This window comes from Protofrankia sp. CiP3 (assembly GCF_917627345.1).
Taxonomy (GTDB): Bacteria; Actinomycetota; Actinomycetes; order Frankiales; family Frankiaceae; genus Protofrankia.
In genome coordinates this window covers 30,869-47,885 of the sequence record NZ_CAKJTM010000038.1, presented here as the reverse complement: position 1 = coordinate 47,885, position 17,017 = coordinate 30,869, and the positions used below count along the sequence as shown (strand labels likewise).

Annotated in this window: 18 protein-coding genes; 7 read left to right on the top strand and 11 right to left on the bottom strand. The window is 66.5% G+C overall.

The window, feature by feature from the left end; all coding sequences use genetic code 11:
* The 5 genes from MJ797_RS14720 to MJ797_RS14700 all read right to left on the bottom strand — a co-directional run.
* Positions 1-501: WXG100 family type VII secretion target (locus MJ797_RS14720; RefSeq protein WP_374582249.1), on the bottom strand; the 501-nt coding region annotated here is incomplete at its 3' end.
* Positions 502-565: 64 nt separating this feature from the next.
* Complete coding sequence (locus MJ797_RS14715; protein WP_239308222.1) at positions 566-862, bottom strand: WXG100 family type VII secretion target; 297 nt, start codon at positions 860-862, stop codon at positions 566-568.
* Positions 863-878: 16 nt separating this feature from the next.
* Entirely contained in the window at positions 879-1,544 is a 666-nt protein-coding gene (locus tag MJ797_RS14710) for a hypothetical protein (protein WP_239335122.1), read from the bottom strand.
* Entirely contained in the window at positions 1,541-1,906 is a 366-nt protein-coding gene (locus MJ797_RS14705; protein WP_239335120.1) for a hypothetical protein, read from the bottom strand. Before MJ797_RS14705 ends, MJ797_RS14710 begins: the two co-directional genes overlap by 4 nt.
* Before the next feature lie 297 nt (positions 1,907-2,203).
* Positions 2,204-2,593 carry a hypothetical protein gene (locus tag MJ797_RS14700; protein WP_239335118.1) on the bottom strand — a complete coding sequence of 130 codons (390 nt, stop codon included), beginning with the start codon at positions 2,591-2,593 and terminating at the stop codon, positions 2,204-2,206.
* Positions 2,594-2,790: 197 nt separating this feature from the next.
* Here MJ797_RS14700 and MJ797_RS14695 point away from each other — a divergent pair, with 197 nt between their 5' ends.
* From MJ797_RS14695 to MJ797_RS14685, 3 genes are all read left to right on the top strand, one after another.
* Entirely contained in the window at positions 2,791-3,819 is a 1,029-nt protein-coding gene (locus tag MJ797_RS14695) for an ATP-binding cassette domain-containing protein (RefSeq protein WP_308128323.1), read from the top strand.
* Positions 3,820-3,938: 119 nt separating this feature from the next.
* Positions 3,939-4,715: an ABC transporter permease gene (locus MJ797_RS14690; protein ID WP_239335116.1), complete on the top strand. Its 777-nt coding sequence runs from the start codon at positions 3,939-3,941 to the stop codon at positions 4,713-4,715.
* Positions 4,716-4,853: 138 nt separating this feature from the next.
* A complete protein-coding gene (locus MJ797_RS14685; protein WP_239335114.1) occupies positions 4,854-5,354 on the top strand; it encodes a hypothetical protein in 501 nt (166 codons plus the stop codon).
* Between the two features lie 812 nt (positions 5,355-6,166).
* Here the strand turns inward: MJ797_RS14685 and mqo are convergent.
* Positions 6,167-7,705 carry a malate dehydrogenase (quinone) gene (mqo, locus tag MJ797_RS14680; RefSeq protein WP_239335112.1) on the bottom strand — a complete coding sequence of 513 codons (1,539 nt, stop codon included), beginning with the start codon at positions 7,703-7,705 and terminating at the stop codon, positions 6,167-6,169.
* A gap of 761 nt (positions 7,706-8,466) precedes the next feature.
* Between mqo and MJ797_RS14675 the strand changes: the two genes are divergently transcribed.
* Positions 8,467-10,896 (top strand): ATP-binding protein, encoded by a 2,430-nt coding sequence (locus MJ797_RS14675; RefSeq protein WP_239335110.1) that lies wholly within the window; start codon positions 8,467-8,469, stop codon positions 10,894-10,896.
* Positions 10,897-10,948: 52 nt separating this feature from the next.
* Here MJ797_RS14675 and MJ797_RS14670 read toward each other — a convergent pair whose 3' ends face one another.
* The 4 genes from MJ797_RS14670 to MJ797_RS14655 are packed head-to-tail and all read right to left on the bottom strand — an operon-like array spanning position 10,949 to position 13,309.
* Positions 10,949-11,653 carry a hypothetical protein gene (locus MJ797_RS14670; RefSeq protein WP_239335109.1) on the bottom strand — a complete coding sequence of 235 codons (705 nt, stop codon included), beginning with the start codon at positions 11,651-11,653 and terminating at the stop codon, positions 10,949-10,951.
* Positions 11,650-11,922 (bottom strand): zf-HC2 domain-containing protein, encoded by a 273-nt coding sequence (locus tag MJ797_RS14665; protein WP_239335107.1) that lies wholly within the window; start codon positions 11,920-11,922, stop codon positions 11,650-11,652. The genes MJ797_RS14670 and MJ797_RS14665 overlap by 4 nt, the downstream gene beginning before the upstream one ends.
* Complete coding sequence (locus MJ797_RS14660) at positions 11,916-12,551, bottom strand: RNA polymerase sigma factor (protein WP_239335105.1); 636 nt, start codon at positions 12,549-12,551, stop codon at positions 11,916-11,918. Before MJ797_RS14660 ends, MJ797_RS14665 begins: the two co-directional genes overlap by 7 nt.
* Positions 12,551-13,309, bottom strand: coding sequence for a GNAT family N-acetyltransferase (locus MJ797_RS14655; RefSeq protein WP_239335103.1), 759 nt, complete (start codon positions 13,307-13,309; stop codon positions 12,551-12,553). Before MJ797_RS14655 ends, MJ797_RS14660 begins: the two co-directional genes overlap by 1 nt.
* Positions 13,310-13,471: 162 nt before the next feature.
* On the opposite strand from MJ797_RS14655, the gene MJ797_RS14650 reads away from it, so the two are divergent.
* Complete coding sequence (locus tag MJ797_RS14650) at positions 13,472-14,365, top strand: TIR domain-containing protein (protein ID WP_239335101.1); 894 nt, start codon at positions 13,472-13,474, stop codon at positions 14,363-14,365.
* 188 nt (positions 14,366-14,553) lie between these two features.
* Here the strand turns inward: MJ797_RS14650 and MJ797_RS14645 are convergent, their stop codons facing one another.
* Complete coding sequence (locus tag MJ797_RS14645; protein WP_239335099.1) at positions 14,554-15,123, bottom strand: heme-binding beta-barrel domain-containing protein; 570 nt, start codon at positions 15,121-15,123, stop codon at positions 14,554-14,556.
* Between the two features lie 296 nt (positions 15,124-15,419).
* Here MJ797_RS14645 and MJ797_RS14640 point away from each other — a divergent pair, with 296 nt between their 5' ends.
* Positions 15,420-15,617 (top strand): hypothetical protein, encoded by a 198-nt coding sequence (locus MJ797_RS14640; protein WP_239335097.1) that lies wholly within the window; start codon positions 15,420-15,422, stop codon positions 15,615-15,617.
* Positions 15,614-16,990 carry an NAD(P)/FAD-dependent oxidoreductase gene (locus MJ797_RS14635; protein WP_239335095.1) on the top strand — a complete coding sequence of 459 codons (1,377 nt, stop codon included), beginning with the start codon at positions 15,614-15,616 and terminating at the stop codon, positions 16,988-16,990. Before MJ797_RS14640 ends, MJ797_RS14635 begins: the two co-directional genes overlap by 4 nt.
* Positions 16,991-17,017 lie beyond the last annotated feature (27 nt).

The following is a 17,017-nucleotide window of genomic DNA, read 5'->3' as shown; positions in this document are numbered from 1 at the left end:
CCCCGCGGCCGCCCGGACCTGCCCGGCGAGATCCTGCGCCTCCCACGTCGCGGTCGCCGCACTGATCGACGGATCCGTGAGCTCGGCCCGCGGCCACAACAACACCTCCCGGTCCGGGGGCAACAACGCCCGGACCGCACACACCGCCCCCTGATACCGATCATCAGCATCCACACCCTGCCGCAGTGCGCCACCCGCACGGGTTTTCGCGTCGGCGAGACTGGTCGCGTAGGTCGACAGCGCGTCCCCGCAGCCCCGGTAGGCACGCGCAAGCGTGGCCAGCTCGCCAGGCAGCTCAGCGAGGGCCTCGGTGAACCCGGCCGCGTAGTCCCCGGCCATCCGCAGCTCACCACCCCCCTCGCCCGCGATCGCACGCAACCGGGCGGTGGTGGTCTCCGCGAGCTCGGCCTGGCCATGCAGCCGGGCCGCCAGGGCCCGTACCGCGTCCGGGTCACCCGGGGCCGGATCACCAGCCAGCTCCAGCACACCCCAGTCGCCCACCACTGTTCTCCCTTGGGTCTACCGCCTGGGCCTACCGGGCTTGTCGAGGCCTCCGGCCGCGTGGTCAGGCACCCGCCGACTGGCTCAGCGTGGCGTCGAGCTGCTGGTGCTGCGAAATAGCCAGTTTGAGGAAACCACCCATGCCCTCAAGCCCGGCGATGGCGTTCCTCGTACCGGTGTTCCACTGCTCATACGACGCCTGAAACTTCCCGGACGCCTGATCGGTGATGAAGCCGCTGCCGACCAGGTTGTCGATCAGAGCTTTGAGCTGCGTCAGCTGGGTTTCCATCTCCTGCTGACCGCTGGTGAGCCTGGACGCCGTGTTCTCCAGCGCTGCGTAGTCGACGTGGACGTTGGCCATGACACGCTCTCTTTCATCAGGTGGGTGAATCCGTGGCAGCCAGCTGCTCCGGGCGGTCCTGGGACCAGGCGAGCGTGTCGCTGACGGCGTCGAACAGCTCAAACAGTTCCTCGGCGATGTCGATGTGCGGGCTGCTCAGGACAACATTGAGTACGCCACGGCCATCGGGTACGGGAATGAGGGTCTGCATGACAACGGTGTCGATCGGCACCCCGTCCGGCTCAGGCCGCTCAACCCCGCGAATGCGCACGGCCCGGCCAGCCTGCATCTCGACAATCGTCACGGTACGCCAGGAGGATCTACCGTCCGCCGGCACCATGGCGGTGACCTGGCCCGCGATCGCCTCAACCGTGTTGTCCGCGACGTTCGGCGCGCCATCGGTATGGAACACCATTACACTGGCCACCAGACCGTCGGAGCCCTCCACCAGTTCAGCGGTGGCCGCGCAGTAAACAGCCCCCTGCCGCTCGGCCCGCTCGGCGATCTCCCGCAACAACTTGAGCAACGCCGACCGCTGTGGCCGCAGTTGCGGGAGTGCCGCGAGCCGAGCGTCAACCAGCCGCGCGAGGTCACCGGTACGGGTGGCCCGCCACACGTCGAACTCGAACCAGGAGGCCGGCACCCGGAGCGTGAACCAGGCGGGCACGCCCGTGGGCGTCTTACCGTTGGCAGCCGCGCTCATAGCGCGCCACCCGTCACCACCGGCGAGGCGGTCGCATGGGTATCCGGACGTGCTGATTCAACGCTCGCGGGCGCGGTTGGCGTGAGCACCCCGGCAAGGCCGGAATCCACTTCGAGCGCGCCCTCGGCCAGCCCGCGAAGCAGGCCGGATGCCCGCTCCAACAACTTGTCAAGCGAATTACGGCTGTCCGATGACTGGGTGACGAAATGACGCAGCGCCGTCTCGACCTCATCGGAGCCGGTCACGCCGTGCAGACCGTCGAAGACCGCGCCGAGAGAAGCAAGCGTGCCGCGGATGTCCGCCAAATCGCCGGACATCTGCCGGGCGACCTCGGGATCGCCCCCGAAGATACTCGCCACCACTTCATCACCCCTTTCACAACCACGCGCATCGCAGATGGAACCACACACCTATCAGGTGGTTCCACCCGGGCATGCGCTGGAGTGGACGCATCGTGGGCTACACAACCACATGCGCGGGGCGGGGTCAGGCAAGTCAGCGACAATCGAAGCATCACCAGGACCGTTCATCAGGGATACCGGGATTTCCGGCGGACGTGGCTGGCGGCTTCAATGCCACTCAGCGGAAATCCCTCCTCGACCCCGTGGGCATCCGCGCGGCCTGATGCCCACGCCGTGCCGGTCGACCGGTGCCGCCGGTCAACTGGTCTCGTCCTCGCCCTTGAGTTCGACGATCACGTAGCTGGTGAAGGCCGCCTTGCAGTCGGCGGCCCCCGCCGTGTAGCCCGAGACATCCCTGAGGATGACGATGAGGTCCTCGAAGACTTTGCCGTTGGTCAGCGCGTCCCGCGACTCCTGCGCGAGCCTGGCGACCTCCACGACGCTTCCCTTGCATCCGCTCGCCACCGTCTGGATGGCGCTGTCGTACCGTTGGATGGTCGTCAGGCTCGGGTCCACCTCGCCGTCGAGCACGGCGAGCCGGTAGCCGGGCGTGTTCGGGGGCGGCGTCTCCTCAGGGGCTGTGCCTTCCCCGCCGCACCCTGCCGCCAGCGCGACGGCCATCAGCGCCGCCGCCCACCATGTCCGCATTCGCCCCTCCAAGTCCGGTGGGCAGCTTAGCTGGCGGGATCCGGGCTCGGACACGGCGGGACGCGCGGGCAGGTGCCCTCTGCCGCGTCGACCGATACTTGGGGCCGGGGACAGGAGGTGGAGCCCGGCGTACGACGAGGCCCAGGCGGGTTGTGATCTCGCCGTTGGTTGTCCAACGTCTGGAAGGAGGCCGCTTCGTGCCGGCCATCACCGCGCAAGCCCTCACCAAGGTGTACAAGACCCGCGCCGGCCTGGTGCGCGCGCTCGACGGCCTCGATCTGGAGGTCGCCGAGGGCACGATCCTCGGGCTGCTCGGCCCCAACGGCGCGGGCAAGACCACCACCGTTCGCATCCTGGCCACGCTGCTGCGACCCGACAGCGGCCGGGCGACGGTACTCGGTCATGACGTGGTACGCGACGCACAACGGCTGCGCCGGCTCGTCGGCCTGTCCGGGCAGTACGCCGCCGTCGACGAGAATCTCACCGGTGCCGAGAACCTGTGGATGTTCGGCCGGCTTTACCAGCTGCCGGGCCGTACGGCCCGCAGCCGCGCTGGCGAGCTTCTCGAGCAGTTCGGGCTGTCCGACGCGGCGGACAACGTCGTCAAGACCTACTCCGGGGGGATGCGCCGCCGTCTTGACCTCGCCTCTGCCCTCATCGGCCACCCGCGGCTGCTTTTCCTCGATGAACCGACCACCGGGCTCGATCCACGCAGCCGGCTGTCGATGTGGAACGCCATCCGCGACCTCGTCCGCAAGGGCTCAACGCTGCTGTTGACAACGCAGTACCTGGAGGAAGCCGACGCACTTGCCGACGTCGTCGCCGTGGTCGACGCCGGTAAAATCATCGCTCGTGGCACAGCCGCTGAGCTCAAGTCGCAGATCGGCGGCGAACGGATCGAAATCGTTGTGAATGATCCAGCGGACCTCGTCCAGGCCCGCCACATCATCTCCCGCCACTGTGTCGCCGACGCCACCGTTGATGAACGGGCAAAACGCCTGACCGCGCCCGCCGACGGCGGTACGCGCAAGCTCGCCGCTGTCATTCGCGCCCTTGACGAGGCCGGGATCGTGCTGGACGACTTCGGGCTGCGCCGGCCGACACTCGACGACGTGTTCCTCACGCTCACCGGCCATGCCACGCGGTTGGAGCCTGCCGACGGCGGCAACGAGGCTCATCCGGATCATGATGCCCCTACCGCCGCGGCGGTGGGACGAACCTCATGACCGGTCTCGTCGGCCCCGACCACCCAGGCCACCCAGGCCACCAGGCGGCTGATTCTCTTGTCGCACGTTCATGGCCACCGTGGCGGCCAGCGCGCGGCTCTGCCGCTGGCACGTCGGTCGTGGCCGACTCGCTGGTCGTCGCCTGGCGCAATCTGAAGCGGATCCCACGCATCCCCGAGCTGGCGGTCTTCGCGATCCTGCAGTCAGTGATGTTCGTGCTGCTTTTCTCCTTCGTGTTCGGTGGAGCGATCCCGCTGCCGGGAGGCGGCTCCTACCGCGAGTACCTCATGGCGGGAATCTTCGCCCAGACGCTGACCTTCGCGGCCGCGACCACCGCCATCGGCATCACCGACGATCTCGCCAAAGGGCTGATCGACCGCTTCCGCTCGCTGCCAATGAGCCGTTCGGCCTTCCTGACCGGGCGCACTGTCTCCGACGTCGTCTACAACGCCGCGATTCTCGCGGTACTCATGATCACAGGCCTCATCGTCGGCTGGCGGGTACGCAACGGACTCGTCGACTTCCTCGCGGCCGTGGCTCTTGGGCTCCTGTTCGCCTACGCGATGGCCTGGGTCGGAGTCTGGCTCGGGCTGCTGGTGCCGACTGTCGAGGTCGCCCAGCAGGTGGCGTTCACCGCGATCTTCCCGATCACGTTCCTGTCCAATGCGTTCGTCCCCGTCCAGACGCTGCCCGGTGTGCTGCAGCCGGTGGCGGAATGGAATCCGGTGAGCACTCTGACCGCATCGATGCGGGCGCTGTTCGGTAATCCGAACCCCTTCGGCAGCGGAGACTTCCCCACGGAGCATCCGATACCGGTCACCTTGATCTGGGTCGCGGCGCTTGTCACGCTCTTCGGATCGCTGAGCATCCGCCGTTACCGAGCCATGTCCCGTTGAGAGCGTGTTTGAGACCGGGCTTTCGATCAGCGAGCCGGAATGACGATCTCAAACGCGCTCTAAACGGTGGCCCCACCCCGAATCCATCCGAGGAAACTCGGACTTGTCACCGCCTGTCATGGGCGCGGGGAAATCAAAGTGGCCTGCGCCAGTCCCTGGGCTGGAGATCGTGAAACGGATCCTGTCGATGAGGGGTCTGCCGTCTTCGGGGGAGTTCGCGAAGGAGTTGCCTCCGGCGACGGCATGGTGGACGGTGTCCGCACCGGCGTAGCCGTCGGCGGCGCACTCGGGCTCGCGGGAGCCACTGTCGCCAACAGCACACAGGGCTGGGCCGATGGCGCGGATGACGCAACGTGCGTGCTCGCCGCCGTCGCGGACCCGGCCTGGCATGGAACGCCGGTCGCAACCGCGGCAGGCGAACCGGCGGCAGCCGGTGATGTCGACGGCTCAGCGGCCTTCGGCGCGGGCGGCAGCACCCTGACCTGCTGCGTTGCGTACTTCGGCGCGGACTTCGCCTGTTGGACGTTTTGGATCCGGATGCCGTGCACGTTGTTCCGCAGGTTCAGGGTCACGACGTTCCGGTTGGTCGTGATGCTCGAGTCACCGTCCAGCACGAAGCGAAGCTTGTCTGGCAGATGAATGCCGTAGAAGCTGTCCATCGCCACGCCACGGACGGGATGCCGGATGACGAGCAGGGTCCCGTCCGACGGAGCGTGAATGTTCTTCGCCCCGGACACCTGGAGCCTGAAGGTCCCCAGTGGAGTCACAATCTGCGAACTTGCACTTAAAGTAATTGATCCATCGCTGGAAATCGCGAGCTCGACCGGGAGAAACGGGAGTTGGACTGTGCCCGTGACCAGGCAGCCGGCAAGAGCCAGCGCAAGCGCAAGCGCCGCTACAGCCAATTTCCCAACACCAAAGAACCAACGGCTGAACAATTGGCGACCGAACGACCGATGCATGACCTACCCCCGTAGCACTGCTCGGCCCACCACACCCGATGGTCCGCATCGAGACGATAAAACACGGAGGCGACACAACACGAGTCCGATTTCCGACTGATACTTCACGGACCCGCGGGTTGCAGTAAGGCCTTGCGGCAGGTCACCTAATCCAGGTAGTCTGGTCAGCCACACGATTTCCGGCCAGCCTCCTCTCCGCCCAAGGCTGACCAGCACGGCCAATCAGCCTCAGGCGGGGCAGGGGCGCACCCGGCGGCGGCCAGTCCGCCGGTTTCGGATGTACCTCGTCCTCTTGCCGGCTTCGACGTGGACGAGTACCCCCGGATATCCGGATGGAGCGGTTGCCCTCACCGCGTCCGAACGCGGCCAAGAACGTCGATCATGACCATGCGGCCGACAGTGACCAGGGCACGTCTGATGGATGGTGGTCGATGCGTCACCGCACCGCTCACCCCGTCCATGCATGCCGAGATCTTTACGAGCTACCCATTATCGGCCCGTTGAACGGCTGGGGAGAGGGCGGGGAATCCCCGTCAGACAAAGAATCCTTGCGGTCGCGGCCATCGTCTGTGCCGCGAGTTCTGGCTTGTCGGAAAGTCGCTGGCCAAAAGTCGGGATCATTTCGCCCAAGGCTACCTGCCAGGCGGCATAACGCTCGGGGAAGCATCGTTCAAGCAGATCAAGCATGATCGGAACCGCGGTTGAGGCCCCGGGAGAAGCGCCGAGAACCCCGGCGATGGTACCGTCGCGCGAGGCGACCACCTCTGTTCCGAACTGCAGGATCCCGCCCTTTTGCGGATCTTTCTTGACAATCTGCGCCCGCTGCCCAGCCGTGATGATTCGCCAGTCTTTGGCCATGCCGCCGGGGACGAACTGCCTGAGCTCCTCGATCTTCTTCTTCCGTGTCGCGGTCAGCGCGTTCAGCAACAGTGCGACCAGGGCTATGTTGTCTCTCGCCATGGCGATCAAAGGCATTATGTTATGCCGGCGGATGGATTTCGGCATGTCAAACACGGAGCCGTGTTTGAGGAACTTCGGGCTCGATCCGGCGTAGGGGCCGAACAGAATCGATGCCTTCCCATCAACGATTCTGGTGTCAAGGTGCGGCATCGACATCGGCGGCGCGCCGATCGGCGCCTTGCCGTATACCTTCGCCTGGTGCCGGGCGACGAGCTCCGGGTTGTCGGTGCGGAGGAACTGGCCACTGATGGGCAGCAGGGCGAATCCACTGGCCTCGGGTATGCGTGATTTCTGCAAAACTTTCAGCGCCCATCCACCCGCGCCAACGAACACGAAGCGCGCGGTTATGTCCTTTGTTTTCCCATTCGTCCGGTAGTGCACCCGCAACCGCCAGCTGCCGTCCGGTGCCTGGGTGAGGCTCCTGATCTCCTGGTTCAGGTGGATCCTCACCCCAGACGACTCCAGCGCGCCAAAGAGCTGCCGGCTCAGAGCGCCGAAGTTGACATCGGTACCGGACACCTCACGGGTCGCGGCAATCGGCTCGCCAGGCTTGCGCCGCTCGATCAACAACGGCGCCCAGCGCTCGATCACGGCCGGATCGTCACTGAATTCCATGGCCGCAAACAACGGCTGGGTCCGCAACGCTTCGTACCGTCGGCGGAGGAAGTCGACGTCCGCCGCCCCCCGGACGAAGGTCATGTGCGGCATCGAATTGATGAACGTTCCAGGATCAGTGATCGTGCCGTCTTCCACAAGATGCGACCAGAACTGGCGGCTCACCTGGAACTGTTCATTGATGGTGACGGCCTTCCGGACATCGATGCTGCCGTCCGGGAGCTCACTGGTGTAGTTCAGCTCACAAAGCGCCGCATGACCGGTACCTGCGTTGTTCCATGGATCCGAACTCTCCTCGGCCACTCCGGGCAGTCTTTCGTACACATCGATCGACCAGTCCGGCTGAAGTCTGTGCAGTAGGGTACCGAGTGTGGCGCTCATGACTCCCGCGCCTATGAGGACGACATCGGTTGTCTGGCGGGCGCTATACGTGGTGAGCGACTGCGGATTCATGTGGCTCTCGGCCTTCTTTCGCGATTCTCGTACCTGACACAAGTCCATCCCACGAGCCGGCTATACGCAGCGAGAATTGAATCTGTGAGGCCTGAATCACGCGGCTGAATGGCCCTGTCCTCCCCGGGCCCGCTGTCCGCCGTGAGCACCATCCGATGTTCTACCGGCATGTATGCCTGGTGAGCTGGGCTGACAGCCATACGGCGGGGAATCATCCGCCGGCCACTGATGATATTCGGAGACAGAATTTTTACACACCGCTAACCTGATGCTTTCACGAAGGATTCAGCCCGAGGTGGCGACAGCGTGGGTAAACAGGCCGGAGGGCCTGTTTGGCTGAGGGAAAACGGCGGCCAGCCGGCCGTCGTCCGGCCGGCGGCACTGGACACATTGGCCGGGAGCCCGCGACAGATCCATGATCAATTAACCCCACCACACACCTGCGCCCTGCTTAGAGCGACCGGCAATAGGGACGCGGCGTCGCGGGGCTGGGGCACGCACCTCGCCGCGTTGTCGTCGGTCGCCACCCAACACCAGGGTGACTCCCTCCTCCGCCTCGCGATACACGCACCCCAGCCCCGCTCCTTGATCCACTCCCCTATTGCCGGGCGCTCTTATCCTGACCGCGCGGCCATCACTCTCAGTGATCATCCTGATGCCAACGTGGCCATACAGCGGCACGGTGTTCGTACCTACGCCAGATACAACCTCTCGGGTGATGAGATCCTGAAACCCCATCCAGCGTTGCCAGAGGGGACGGTATGGATCTTTTCGTCGGCCGGGAAGCCGAACTGGCCGAGGCGTTACGCCTGCTCTTCACACGGGGCGAAGGGTCAGTGATCGACCTCGTCGGCGTTCACGGCCTGGGTAAATCCGCGCTGATCCGGCAGCTGGTCAGCCGGGTTGACGGCGTCAACCGGCTGTACATCTTCAACGAGGACATGTCCGCCTTCCGGCGCGAAGGCTTTCGGGACGCCTTCGGCCCCCGCGCGTCAGCCCCCGTCTTGTGGGAGACCTTCGCCCGGACGAGGGAACTGATGCTCCGGGTGACGGACCGAACCCGGGCACGGGAGTTCGACGCTTTCCGCCAACTGTGCGAACGCGAAACGCGGCTGCTCGGCGGCACGCCGAAAACCGAAAGCACCGGGCCGCGTGACCCAGCCGGAGGCGACGAGCCCGAGGCGGTCAAGGCCCGGATCCGCCAGGCGCAGTCAGCCATCGACGACGCCTTCGTCAGCGGCTGGGCGGAGTGGAGCCGGCGTCGGCACATCCTCATCACCATGGATTCCTTCGAACGCATCGCTGACGACGAGATGGGGTACTGGCTGGCACGTATGGCGCTGCGCCTGACGAACACCCTGGTCGTCATCGCCCGGATACCGTCGCCGCACACGTTCACCACGGGATCGAATCGATGGCACGTCCGGCAGCTTCCCTACCTGTCCCGCGACGAAGTCGTCTCCTACCTCGAGCAGACCTTTCACGGTGCGTTGCGGCCAGGCGTCGCCGATGTCGTCCACGACTTCACGGCGGGGCATCCCGGTGGCCTGTCACTGGCGGCGAACCTGGTCGTCGAGACGGGCCCGGACAAACTTGAGGCGTCGGACCTGCGGCGAACGCTGCAACGGCTGCCCGACGACCCGTGGGAGAAATGGGCCGGTCTCGTCCGTCTCATCGTTGCCGCCGTCCGGGACGCCCGGCTGTCCAGAGCCGTCCATGCCTGCGCCGTGGTCAACACCTTCGACGAACCGTTACTCGCGGAACTACTGACGGAAGACGACAATGAGCATCCCGATGTCGGAAGTGTCATCCAGACCCTTAAAGGGTACGGCATTGCCGAGCAGATACTCGCGGTCGCCGACGAACCGTCCGACCGTTTCCGCCTGCACGAGTTCATCCGCCTGTCGCTGAGCCGGGAACTGCGGACCATGCATCCCCGCACCTGGCAGGATCTCCATCAGAAAGCCTCCCGGCACTACTTCCGCCTCGTGTCGGAATGGGAGGACGACACGACCGGTGCCTACAGTTCCTGGTATCGCTACGAACATCCCCGCTGGCAGGCATACAAACGGGAGTGGCTGTTCCACGCCCGGCGGGTGTCCCGGAACCGCACGATCACTCGGGCGCGCTTCACGCTCGTCTTTCTGGAAGCCTTCTGGTGGTGGGGGTGCTACTGCCCGTTCGAATACAACCGACGGCTGCTGGAGGACTGGGAACGTACCTGGCACCAGGAGGACTCACTCGCCGGGAACGTCGGCTCCATAGCCGCCGCGACCCAGCACAACCCGGACGACCAGCTGGGCGAGGCACTGGCCTTCGTGCTGGACAACTACCCGCCTGGCTATATCAAGACCGATGCTCCCTGGAATGACATCCGCAACCGGCTGCTGCTCGTGCAACGCCTCTGTGGGCTCGGTCGTGGCGCACGTGTCGACGCCACCGCGGAAGAGGAACGAGAGCTGGGGCGGGTCAACGGTCTGATCAAAATATTTCTCGCGCACAGCAGGCGATTCCATGACCCGGCTGACCCGGCCACGAGCCGCTACTACAACGAGGCGCTGGCCGTGTTCGAGGAGCTCGCGGACGACTGGAACGTCGCCTGGCTGCTTTTCGAAGTCGCTGACCTGGCGCTGGAACGGGGCGCGCTGGACGAGGCGTCCGCCCACGCCAGCTCTTCGGCGCAGCGCCTGGCCCAGCTCGCCGCGCAGACAGATGACTGGGACGAAGAACTGATCGCAAACCTCTTCCGTGTACGCGCGGACGTGCAGTGGGCAATGGGAAACACGGACGCGGCATTCGCGGACTACTATCGCGCGGTCGTCCACGCCTACCGGTTCATGGGCGTCCCGCACCCACCGGACGCGTACAACCTCGTTTTCTACGAGGAGATGACCACCCGGACGGTGACCCGGCTATGCGAGATCTTCAGTCGTTCCGGTATCGAGGAGGCAAAGCGACGGACCGAGCCGGCCAGACGCCTGTTCTCGGGCACTGGGCAAGCCGGCGAGGACGACGTCCGCCGGATGTTCGATGATTCGGATGTACATGCGCTGCGCGGCTGGCTGTTCCCGCGCGCGCCCGAACCCGCCGAGCTGCGGTCGGCGGACTCCGCCTTCATGGACGAGTGGGGCGTCTTCGACGAGGATGAACCGCCCTCGGATGCCGATGTCGAGTTGCTCCGCCTCGGCTGAATGCACCTCACGACGCCTCATAACGCCTCATGACGCCTCACGGCACAGCGCGTCACGACGCGAACGGCGGGGGCTGCGGGGACTGCGGGGACTGCGGGAAGGGGGCGGGCAGCCCCAGCCGGGTTGCAAGCCACGATGCCTGCCAACGACGTTCAGTGACGTATGGGTGGCTTTCCATCACGGCACTGCGTTGGTTGGCGGCCCGCGCCCCGATGTAGGCGACAGCCGCGGGAGGGTCGGCGTCGAGCGACTCAAGCGCGTCGATCACGTATGCCGACAGCAGGTTGGCTGTGGAACCCGGATCCCGGACGGGCGCCTCAGCCCCCGCACGAGCCGGCACGTCGAGCGCATCGCCCCTTCCGGCCTGGGCGAAGGCCGCCGCGGCGGCCTCGATGTCTTCGGCGAGCGAAGGCAGCCCCGCGTCCCGGAGCTCAGCGCCAGCATGGTGGGCGACCCGGCAGACGCAGGCGACGCTGAATTCCCGAGCGGTTTCGCCCGTCCATTCCGCAACCCGCATGCCGAGACGACCACGTCTGGCCACGACCTTGTTCGCGCCGATGATGAGCGGTTCATCGAGATCGATCCGCCAGAGCTCCTCGGTGAGCCAGTAGGGCAGATCCTCCACCCGGCAGGCGTGGATGCCGGCCTTGCACGGCATGGCAGGGCCGGCCTGCACCCACCTGCCCCGCGTCGCCCCCCAGGGGTAACCGGTGAACGGGCCTGTCCCCGCCGGACGGAGAAACTTGTAGTAGCTCATCGTTGTTCTCTCCGCACGCCCGAAGGCCTGGCGGTGGCCAGCGCCGCCGCCGTGACCCGGGCCGCCAGCCCTGCGGGCACCACTGCCGTGGCCGCCGCTGTCAACGCCACCAGCGATCGGCGCGCCCGTTCGCTGTAGGCGAGGCAAGGCGGGCAGAAGAGCAGATGCTGTTCAAACGCGTTCTGATCGCCTTCGGTCAGCTCTCCGTCGTACCAGGCGCCCACCAGGTCGAAAATAACGTCACAGCTGACGTCCAGCGCCCTCAGCATTGCTCTCCTCCGGCGGTCCGGCCGCCACCGTCCGGATCACCGCTGTCACCGGCCCTGACCTCCTCATCAAGATGCGCCACATATGCCTCCCGAGCGCCGTCGAGGAGCCTGCCCTGATCCTCCGGTGCCACGCCCACGATGCGAGCGGTCTCGGTCACCGACAGCTTTGCCGCGTCCCGGAGGATGAGAAGCGTCCGCTCGCGCGGCGGAAGGCGGCGCACGGCGTGAAGTACCTGGTCAGCAGTGGGCACCTGGCCAGCTGGCCAGGACGGCAGGCCGGTGTCCCACCATCCCGCCCAGCGGTCATCCGGGGGCAGGAAAAAGCCCGCTCGTGATCCCGTCGTCAGCGGTTCGCCGACGGGATCGGTGCCATCGAGTTGGTCATGCTCTCGCAACAGCCGCAGGAGGGCATCGAGCAGACTCGCCCGGACCCCTGGGAGCGGTGTTCCCGCCTGGCTCAGGGCCGCGGCGACGGTGTCGACCCAGGCGCGCTCAACCAGCGCGACCGCGGCCGGACGCGCCCCGACCGCCGCCGCGAGCAGGACGGCAAACCGGTGGTGAGCGTCCATCAGCATGCCAACAGCCGTGTCATCCCCGTCGACGAGCACGGTGTGCGGTGAACCCGTCACTAACCAGCCTCGGTGAATCTCGGTATCTCCCGCACACGGTCCAGCGGCCACAGGGGGAGCCTGCCACCATCGCCCCGCTCGGCGAACCGCCGCAGCTCCTGATAATCAGGGTCAATAATACGGGCCTCGCTCCCCTCGCTCCCCTCGCACAGCTCGAAGTACTCGTCGAGGAAAGCACTCACGGTCCTTGCCGGCACTGTCGGCATGGTTTCGCCTGGACAGATCAGCAGCATGTCGAAGACCCGCGGTATGCCAGGTCGCAGCGACGGCTGGAAGAACGGCATAGGAAGAAGCCTGGAGCCCGTCCGCTGGTACAGCCTGAGCCGGGCCACCGGGTCACCGTAAACATTCGGCTGGTGGAAACGCGGATCTTCGATCTCGGCAATCACCAACGACGGCCGGATGGCTGCCCGCCACTGGGGAATGACATCGGTGAGCAGTGTCTGGCCGATGCCGCGACCACGCGCGTCGGCCCGTACCGCGATGTAGCTGAGCAGGAGCACCCCGGATCGGGGGTAGATCTCACCCAGCATTCCCCCCAGCGGGGTTTCACCATCGAGGACCAGCGCGCCGGGGCCCAGGTCGGCGGCGGCGGCCCCCCGCAGCTCGTCCCAGGTAATGAGTTCGTCCGGCGGGAAGGCCGGTGTCAGGACCTCCGCATAGAAGGACTCCAGCACAGGCTCACTGAGCTCGGACAGTTTTTTGATCTTCAAACCGCTCCGGCTGAGTGCGCCGATCGGCTGAGCCTCACTTGGCATGACCACCTCCTCATCTTCGCCTGTCCGTGACCACCTGGCCAGCATCGGCCCGACCGAGGTCCGTCGCCAGGACCATCTTTTACGCCGCCTGCACACGGCGTGCACCGCTCGAGGACCGGCAGAGTAATCTGGCCGGTGCCAGCGGGGAAAGGACGTTCCTGAATGCCAAGGGCCGCAGTCAACATGGCTGTCCGCGTGCCGGACGCTCAGCTCGCGAGCGCCTATGACATGTGGTACGAGTTCGTGAAAGCCGCCTGGGAGGACAACCACGGCCGCGATGACGTGGAGATCGCCGTCGTCGCGCTGGAACTCTATCCGTCGGGGACGCCCGCCCGGCCTGTTACCCGGCGGCTGTCCACACCCAGCGGGGACGCGCTGGTGTTCCGGCCGGCCTGGTTCAGCACATATGACCCCGAGCAGTCCGAGCATGGCAAGATCAGCATTAACGGACCGCGGCATGAGCTCTTCGATTTTTCTTTCGACTACCGCTTCCGCCCGCCGCGGGCGAAGCTGGTCGTCGAATTACCAGACGAACGGATGTCCCGTACTATTCTCGAGGTGATCGACGATTCGAGCTCGGCGGTGCCGCGTGCTCGCCAGCCCGAAACAGCTCCCGAAGGACGGGCGGCTGGCGGGCGGCAACCTACGATCTTCATCGGGCACGGTGGGCCGAACCAGCTGTGGCGCATACTCAAGGACTACCTGTCCGAGTTCGGCTTCCAGGTGATTACCTTCGAGAGCGCGCCCCGCTACGGCCGGCCGGCGGCGCAGGTCGTGTGGGAGATGCTCCAGCGGGCGGACTTCGCGCTACTCCTCCACACCGCGGACGACGAGACGAATTTCGGTACCGTCCGGTCGCGCCAGAACGTGGTTCACGAGACCGGCCTTTTCCAGGGCAGACTGGGCTTCGAAAAGGCAATCATCATCCGGGAAGAAGGCGTCGAGGAGTTTTCCAACCTCGCCGGGATTCAGGAGATCCGGTTTCCCCGCGGGAACATCGAGGCCGCGCACGGTGAGATTCTCCGCGCGCTGCACGACACTTTTCCCGCTCGCTGACCCGGGCGGACGCCCAAAGATCTCCTGATCGGCGATATCCGGACCGGTCCCGAAGACATACGAGGCCGCCGAGCACCTTCCAGCACGGCGGCGGTTGGCCACGCAATCGAGCGCGGTGCTGGCCGCTGTCGCGGGACCAGCTGTTGGGAACCGCTCGTCGGGGCCATTCGCCGGGGCACCGTTTCCGCTCAGCCTGCGATACGGTGCAGCACGTTGCGGTCGGTGTGCTCGATCACGCCATCCCAGCGGGCATGGGTGATCAATGTTTTCTCGCTGTAGGCGAAGACACCATCGGCCCGCACTGTCACCGTGACCTCAAAACCGATCGTGCGGGCGGCCTTCGCCAGATAGAGGTTGGACAGGATCCCGTACGTCTCCGAATCCACCTCCGCCCGCATGGTGAAGGCGGTCGCGTCCGGCGCTGCTGTGCCGCCAGCCAGCACGCTCTGCCCACGGGGCACATTGAAGCAACGCATCACCTGGCCGGCAACGGCATCCCACAACCAGTAACCGACCTCGGTGTGGAAGGGGTTCTCCTCCCCTGCGCGCCACGCGGCGGTGCGGTAGTCCAAGCCATACAACACCTGCGGGCCGTTCGCCACCGGGCCAAACGGCTTGAGCGACATACGCTCACGAAACGGCGTCTCGACGATGCGGCCCTCGGCGTTCGAGAAGGCCACGTCGAGGCCCTCGTCGCCCTCCCACTCCCCGGCCAGCGCCGCCAACGGCCCGAACTCGGTGGCCTGCACGCTCTCCACTGCGAACCCCTCTTCAACCGGCTCGAACCTCCCGGACCAGCGCAGTCCGGCATGCAGGACGTTACCGGTCGTCTCCGGTACCGCGGACGGATCCGGCGCATCTCGGCCCGTGAGACTGACAGCATTCGAGCAGATGGTCCCGAGACGGCGCCGACGGCTCACGTCCGCTGGGTGATGCGCCAGACGTTCCTGGACTTTGACAATGGGTGGCGCGAGCCTGGGTCCCAGACCCGGTTCGGGGGCATTGCCATTGGCACAGCCACCGCCGCCAACAGGACAGGAGCAAGATCATTAATATGGGACCTGAGGTGGTGCCGCTGCCGGTGTCCGATGCGGATCGAGCCAGGAATTTCTGCGTGGCACTCGGTACGGGGCTCACGGCGGCCGCGCACGGCAGGCACGAGAAAGAGATCGGGCGGGCCGGCCCGGACTGGCCAGACTGGTATGCGCGGTACATGGTTGGCGAGTGGGACGTGCGGGTGGCTGGCGGATGACCGGTCGCGACTACGATGTGATCGTTGTCGGGGGCGGCTCACCGGGCGAGCACTGCGCTGGCGAGCTGGCCGATGGCGGCCTACGGGTGGCGCTGGTAGAGCGGGAGCTGGTCGGCGGCGAGTGCTCGTACTGGGCGTGCATCCCGTCCAAGACGCTGCTGCGCCCCGGCGAGGCGGTGTGCCAGGCGCGGGAGGTGGGAGCCACCGCGCGGGTGGATGTCGCGGGCGCGCTGGCCTATCGCGACTTCATGGTCTCGGACCACTCCGACGCCGGGCAGCAGGCCTGGCTGGCGAGCAAGGGCATCGACCTGATCCGTGGCACCGGGCGCCTGAGCGGGCCTGGTGTGGTCGAGGTCGACGGCCGGCGTTATGCGGCGGCGCATGTGGTGTTGGCGACCGGCTCGGATCCGGTCATGCCGCCGGTCCCGGGCCTGCGCGAGTTGGACGGCGTCTGGACCAACCGCGAGGTGACCGGCATGAAGGCCGTCCCGCGCCGCCTGCTGATCGTCGGCGGTGGGCCGGTCGGTGTCGAGATGGCTCAGGCCGTGCGCCGTCTGGGCGGCGAGGTGGCCCTCGTCGAGGGCGCGGGACACGTGCTGGCCCGCGAGCCCGCGCCACTCGGCGGGGCGCTCGGTGAGGTTCTGCGCCGTGACGGCGTCGAGCTGGTCCTCGGCGCGCGGGCGACCGCGGCGCGGCGCGACGGCGGGGATTACGTGCTGACCCTCGAGAGCGGTCGCGAGCTGCGTGGCGACCGGTTGCTGGTCGCCACCGGCCGGCGTCCCCGCGTGGACGGCATCGGCCTGGAGACGCTCGGTGTCCAGGCCGACCGGCGCGGCATCGCGGTCGACGCCTGCCTGCGCGCCGGTGAGCGCCTGTGGGCCATCGGCGACGTCACCGGGGTCCGGCTGCTGACCCATGTCGGCAAGTACCAGGGCGAAGTCGTCGCCGCGAACATCCTCGGTGAGCCCCGCGAGGCCAATTACGAGGCTGTTCCGGACGTGGTCTACACCGACCCGCAGGCGGTCGCGGTGGGCGCCGCCGAGGGCCGGTTCACCGCGACCGCACTGGTGTCCGAGGTGTCCAAGACAGCCACCTACACCCACGCCTACGCCAGGTCGAACGGCTTCCTGACGCTGTGCAGCGACGGCGACCGGCTGACGGGCGCCTACGCGCTCGGCCCCGAGGCGGGCGAGTGGCTGCAGCAGGCCACCCTGGCCATCCGCGCCCGCGTGCCGCTCGATGTGCTGCGCGATGTCATCCAGCCCTTCCCCACCTTCTCGGAGATCTACGTCAGTGCGCTGAAGGCGCTGCGCAACGAGATCACACAAGAGACCGCGACGGACCGCAACCCGGTCCGGATGGATACGTCGTGAGCGTCTCTCACCTGGACAGGCCCGCTG

Bases quoted from the DNA above. Each gene is read 5' to 3' on its own strand.
- MJ797_RS14715 (WP_239308222.1), bottom strand. From the start codon at position 862: ATGGCCAACGTCCACGTCGACTACGCAGCGCTGGAGAACACGGCGTCC.
- MJ797_RS14710 (WP_239335122.1), bottom strand. From the start codon at position 1,544: ATGAGCGCGGCTGCCAACGGTAAGACGCCCACGGGCGTGCCCGCCTGG.
- MJ797_RS14700 (WP_239335118.1), bottom strand. From the start codon at position 2,593: ATGCGGACATGGTGGGCGGCGGCGCTGATGGCCGTCGCGCTGGCGGCA.
- mqo (WP_239335112.1), bottom strand. From the start codon at position 7,705: ATGAATCCGCAGTCGCTCACCACGTATAGCGCCCGCCAGACAACCGAT.
- MJ797_RS14675 (WP_239335110.1), top strand. From the start codon at position 8,467: ATGGATCTTTTCGTCGGCCGGGAAGCCGAACTGGCCGAGGCGTTACGC.
- MJ797_RS14670 (WP_239335109.1), bottom strand. From the start codon at position 11,653: ATGAGCTACTACAAGTTTCTCCGTCCGGCGGGGACAGGCCCGTTCACC.
- MJ797_RS14665 (WP_239335107.1), bottom strand. From the start codon at position 11,922: ATGCTGAGGGCGCTGGACGTCAGCTGTGACGTTATTTTCGACCTGGTG.
- MJ797_RS14655 (WP_239335103.1), bottom strand. From the start codon at position 13,309: ATGCCAAGTGAGGCTCAGCCGATCGGCGCACTCAGCCGGAGCGGTTTG.
- MJ797_RS14650 (WP_239335101.1), top strand. From the start codon at position 13,472: ATGCCAAGGGCCGCAGTCAACATGGCTGTCCGCGTGCCGGACGCTCAG.
- MJ797_RS14640 (WP_239335097.1), top strand. From the start codon at position 15,420: ATGGGACCTGAGGTGGTGCCGCTGCCGGTGTCCGATGCGGATCGAGCC.
- MJ797_RS14635 (WP_239335095.1), top strand. From the start codon at position 15,614: ATGACCGGTCGCGACTACGATGTGATCGTTGTCGGGGGCGGCTCACCG.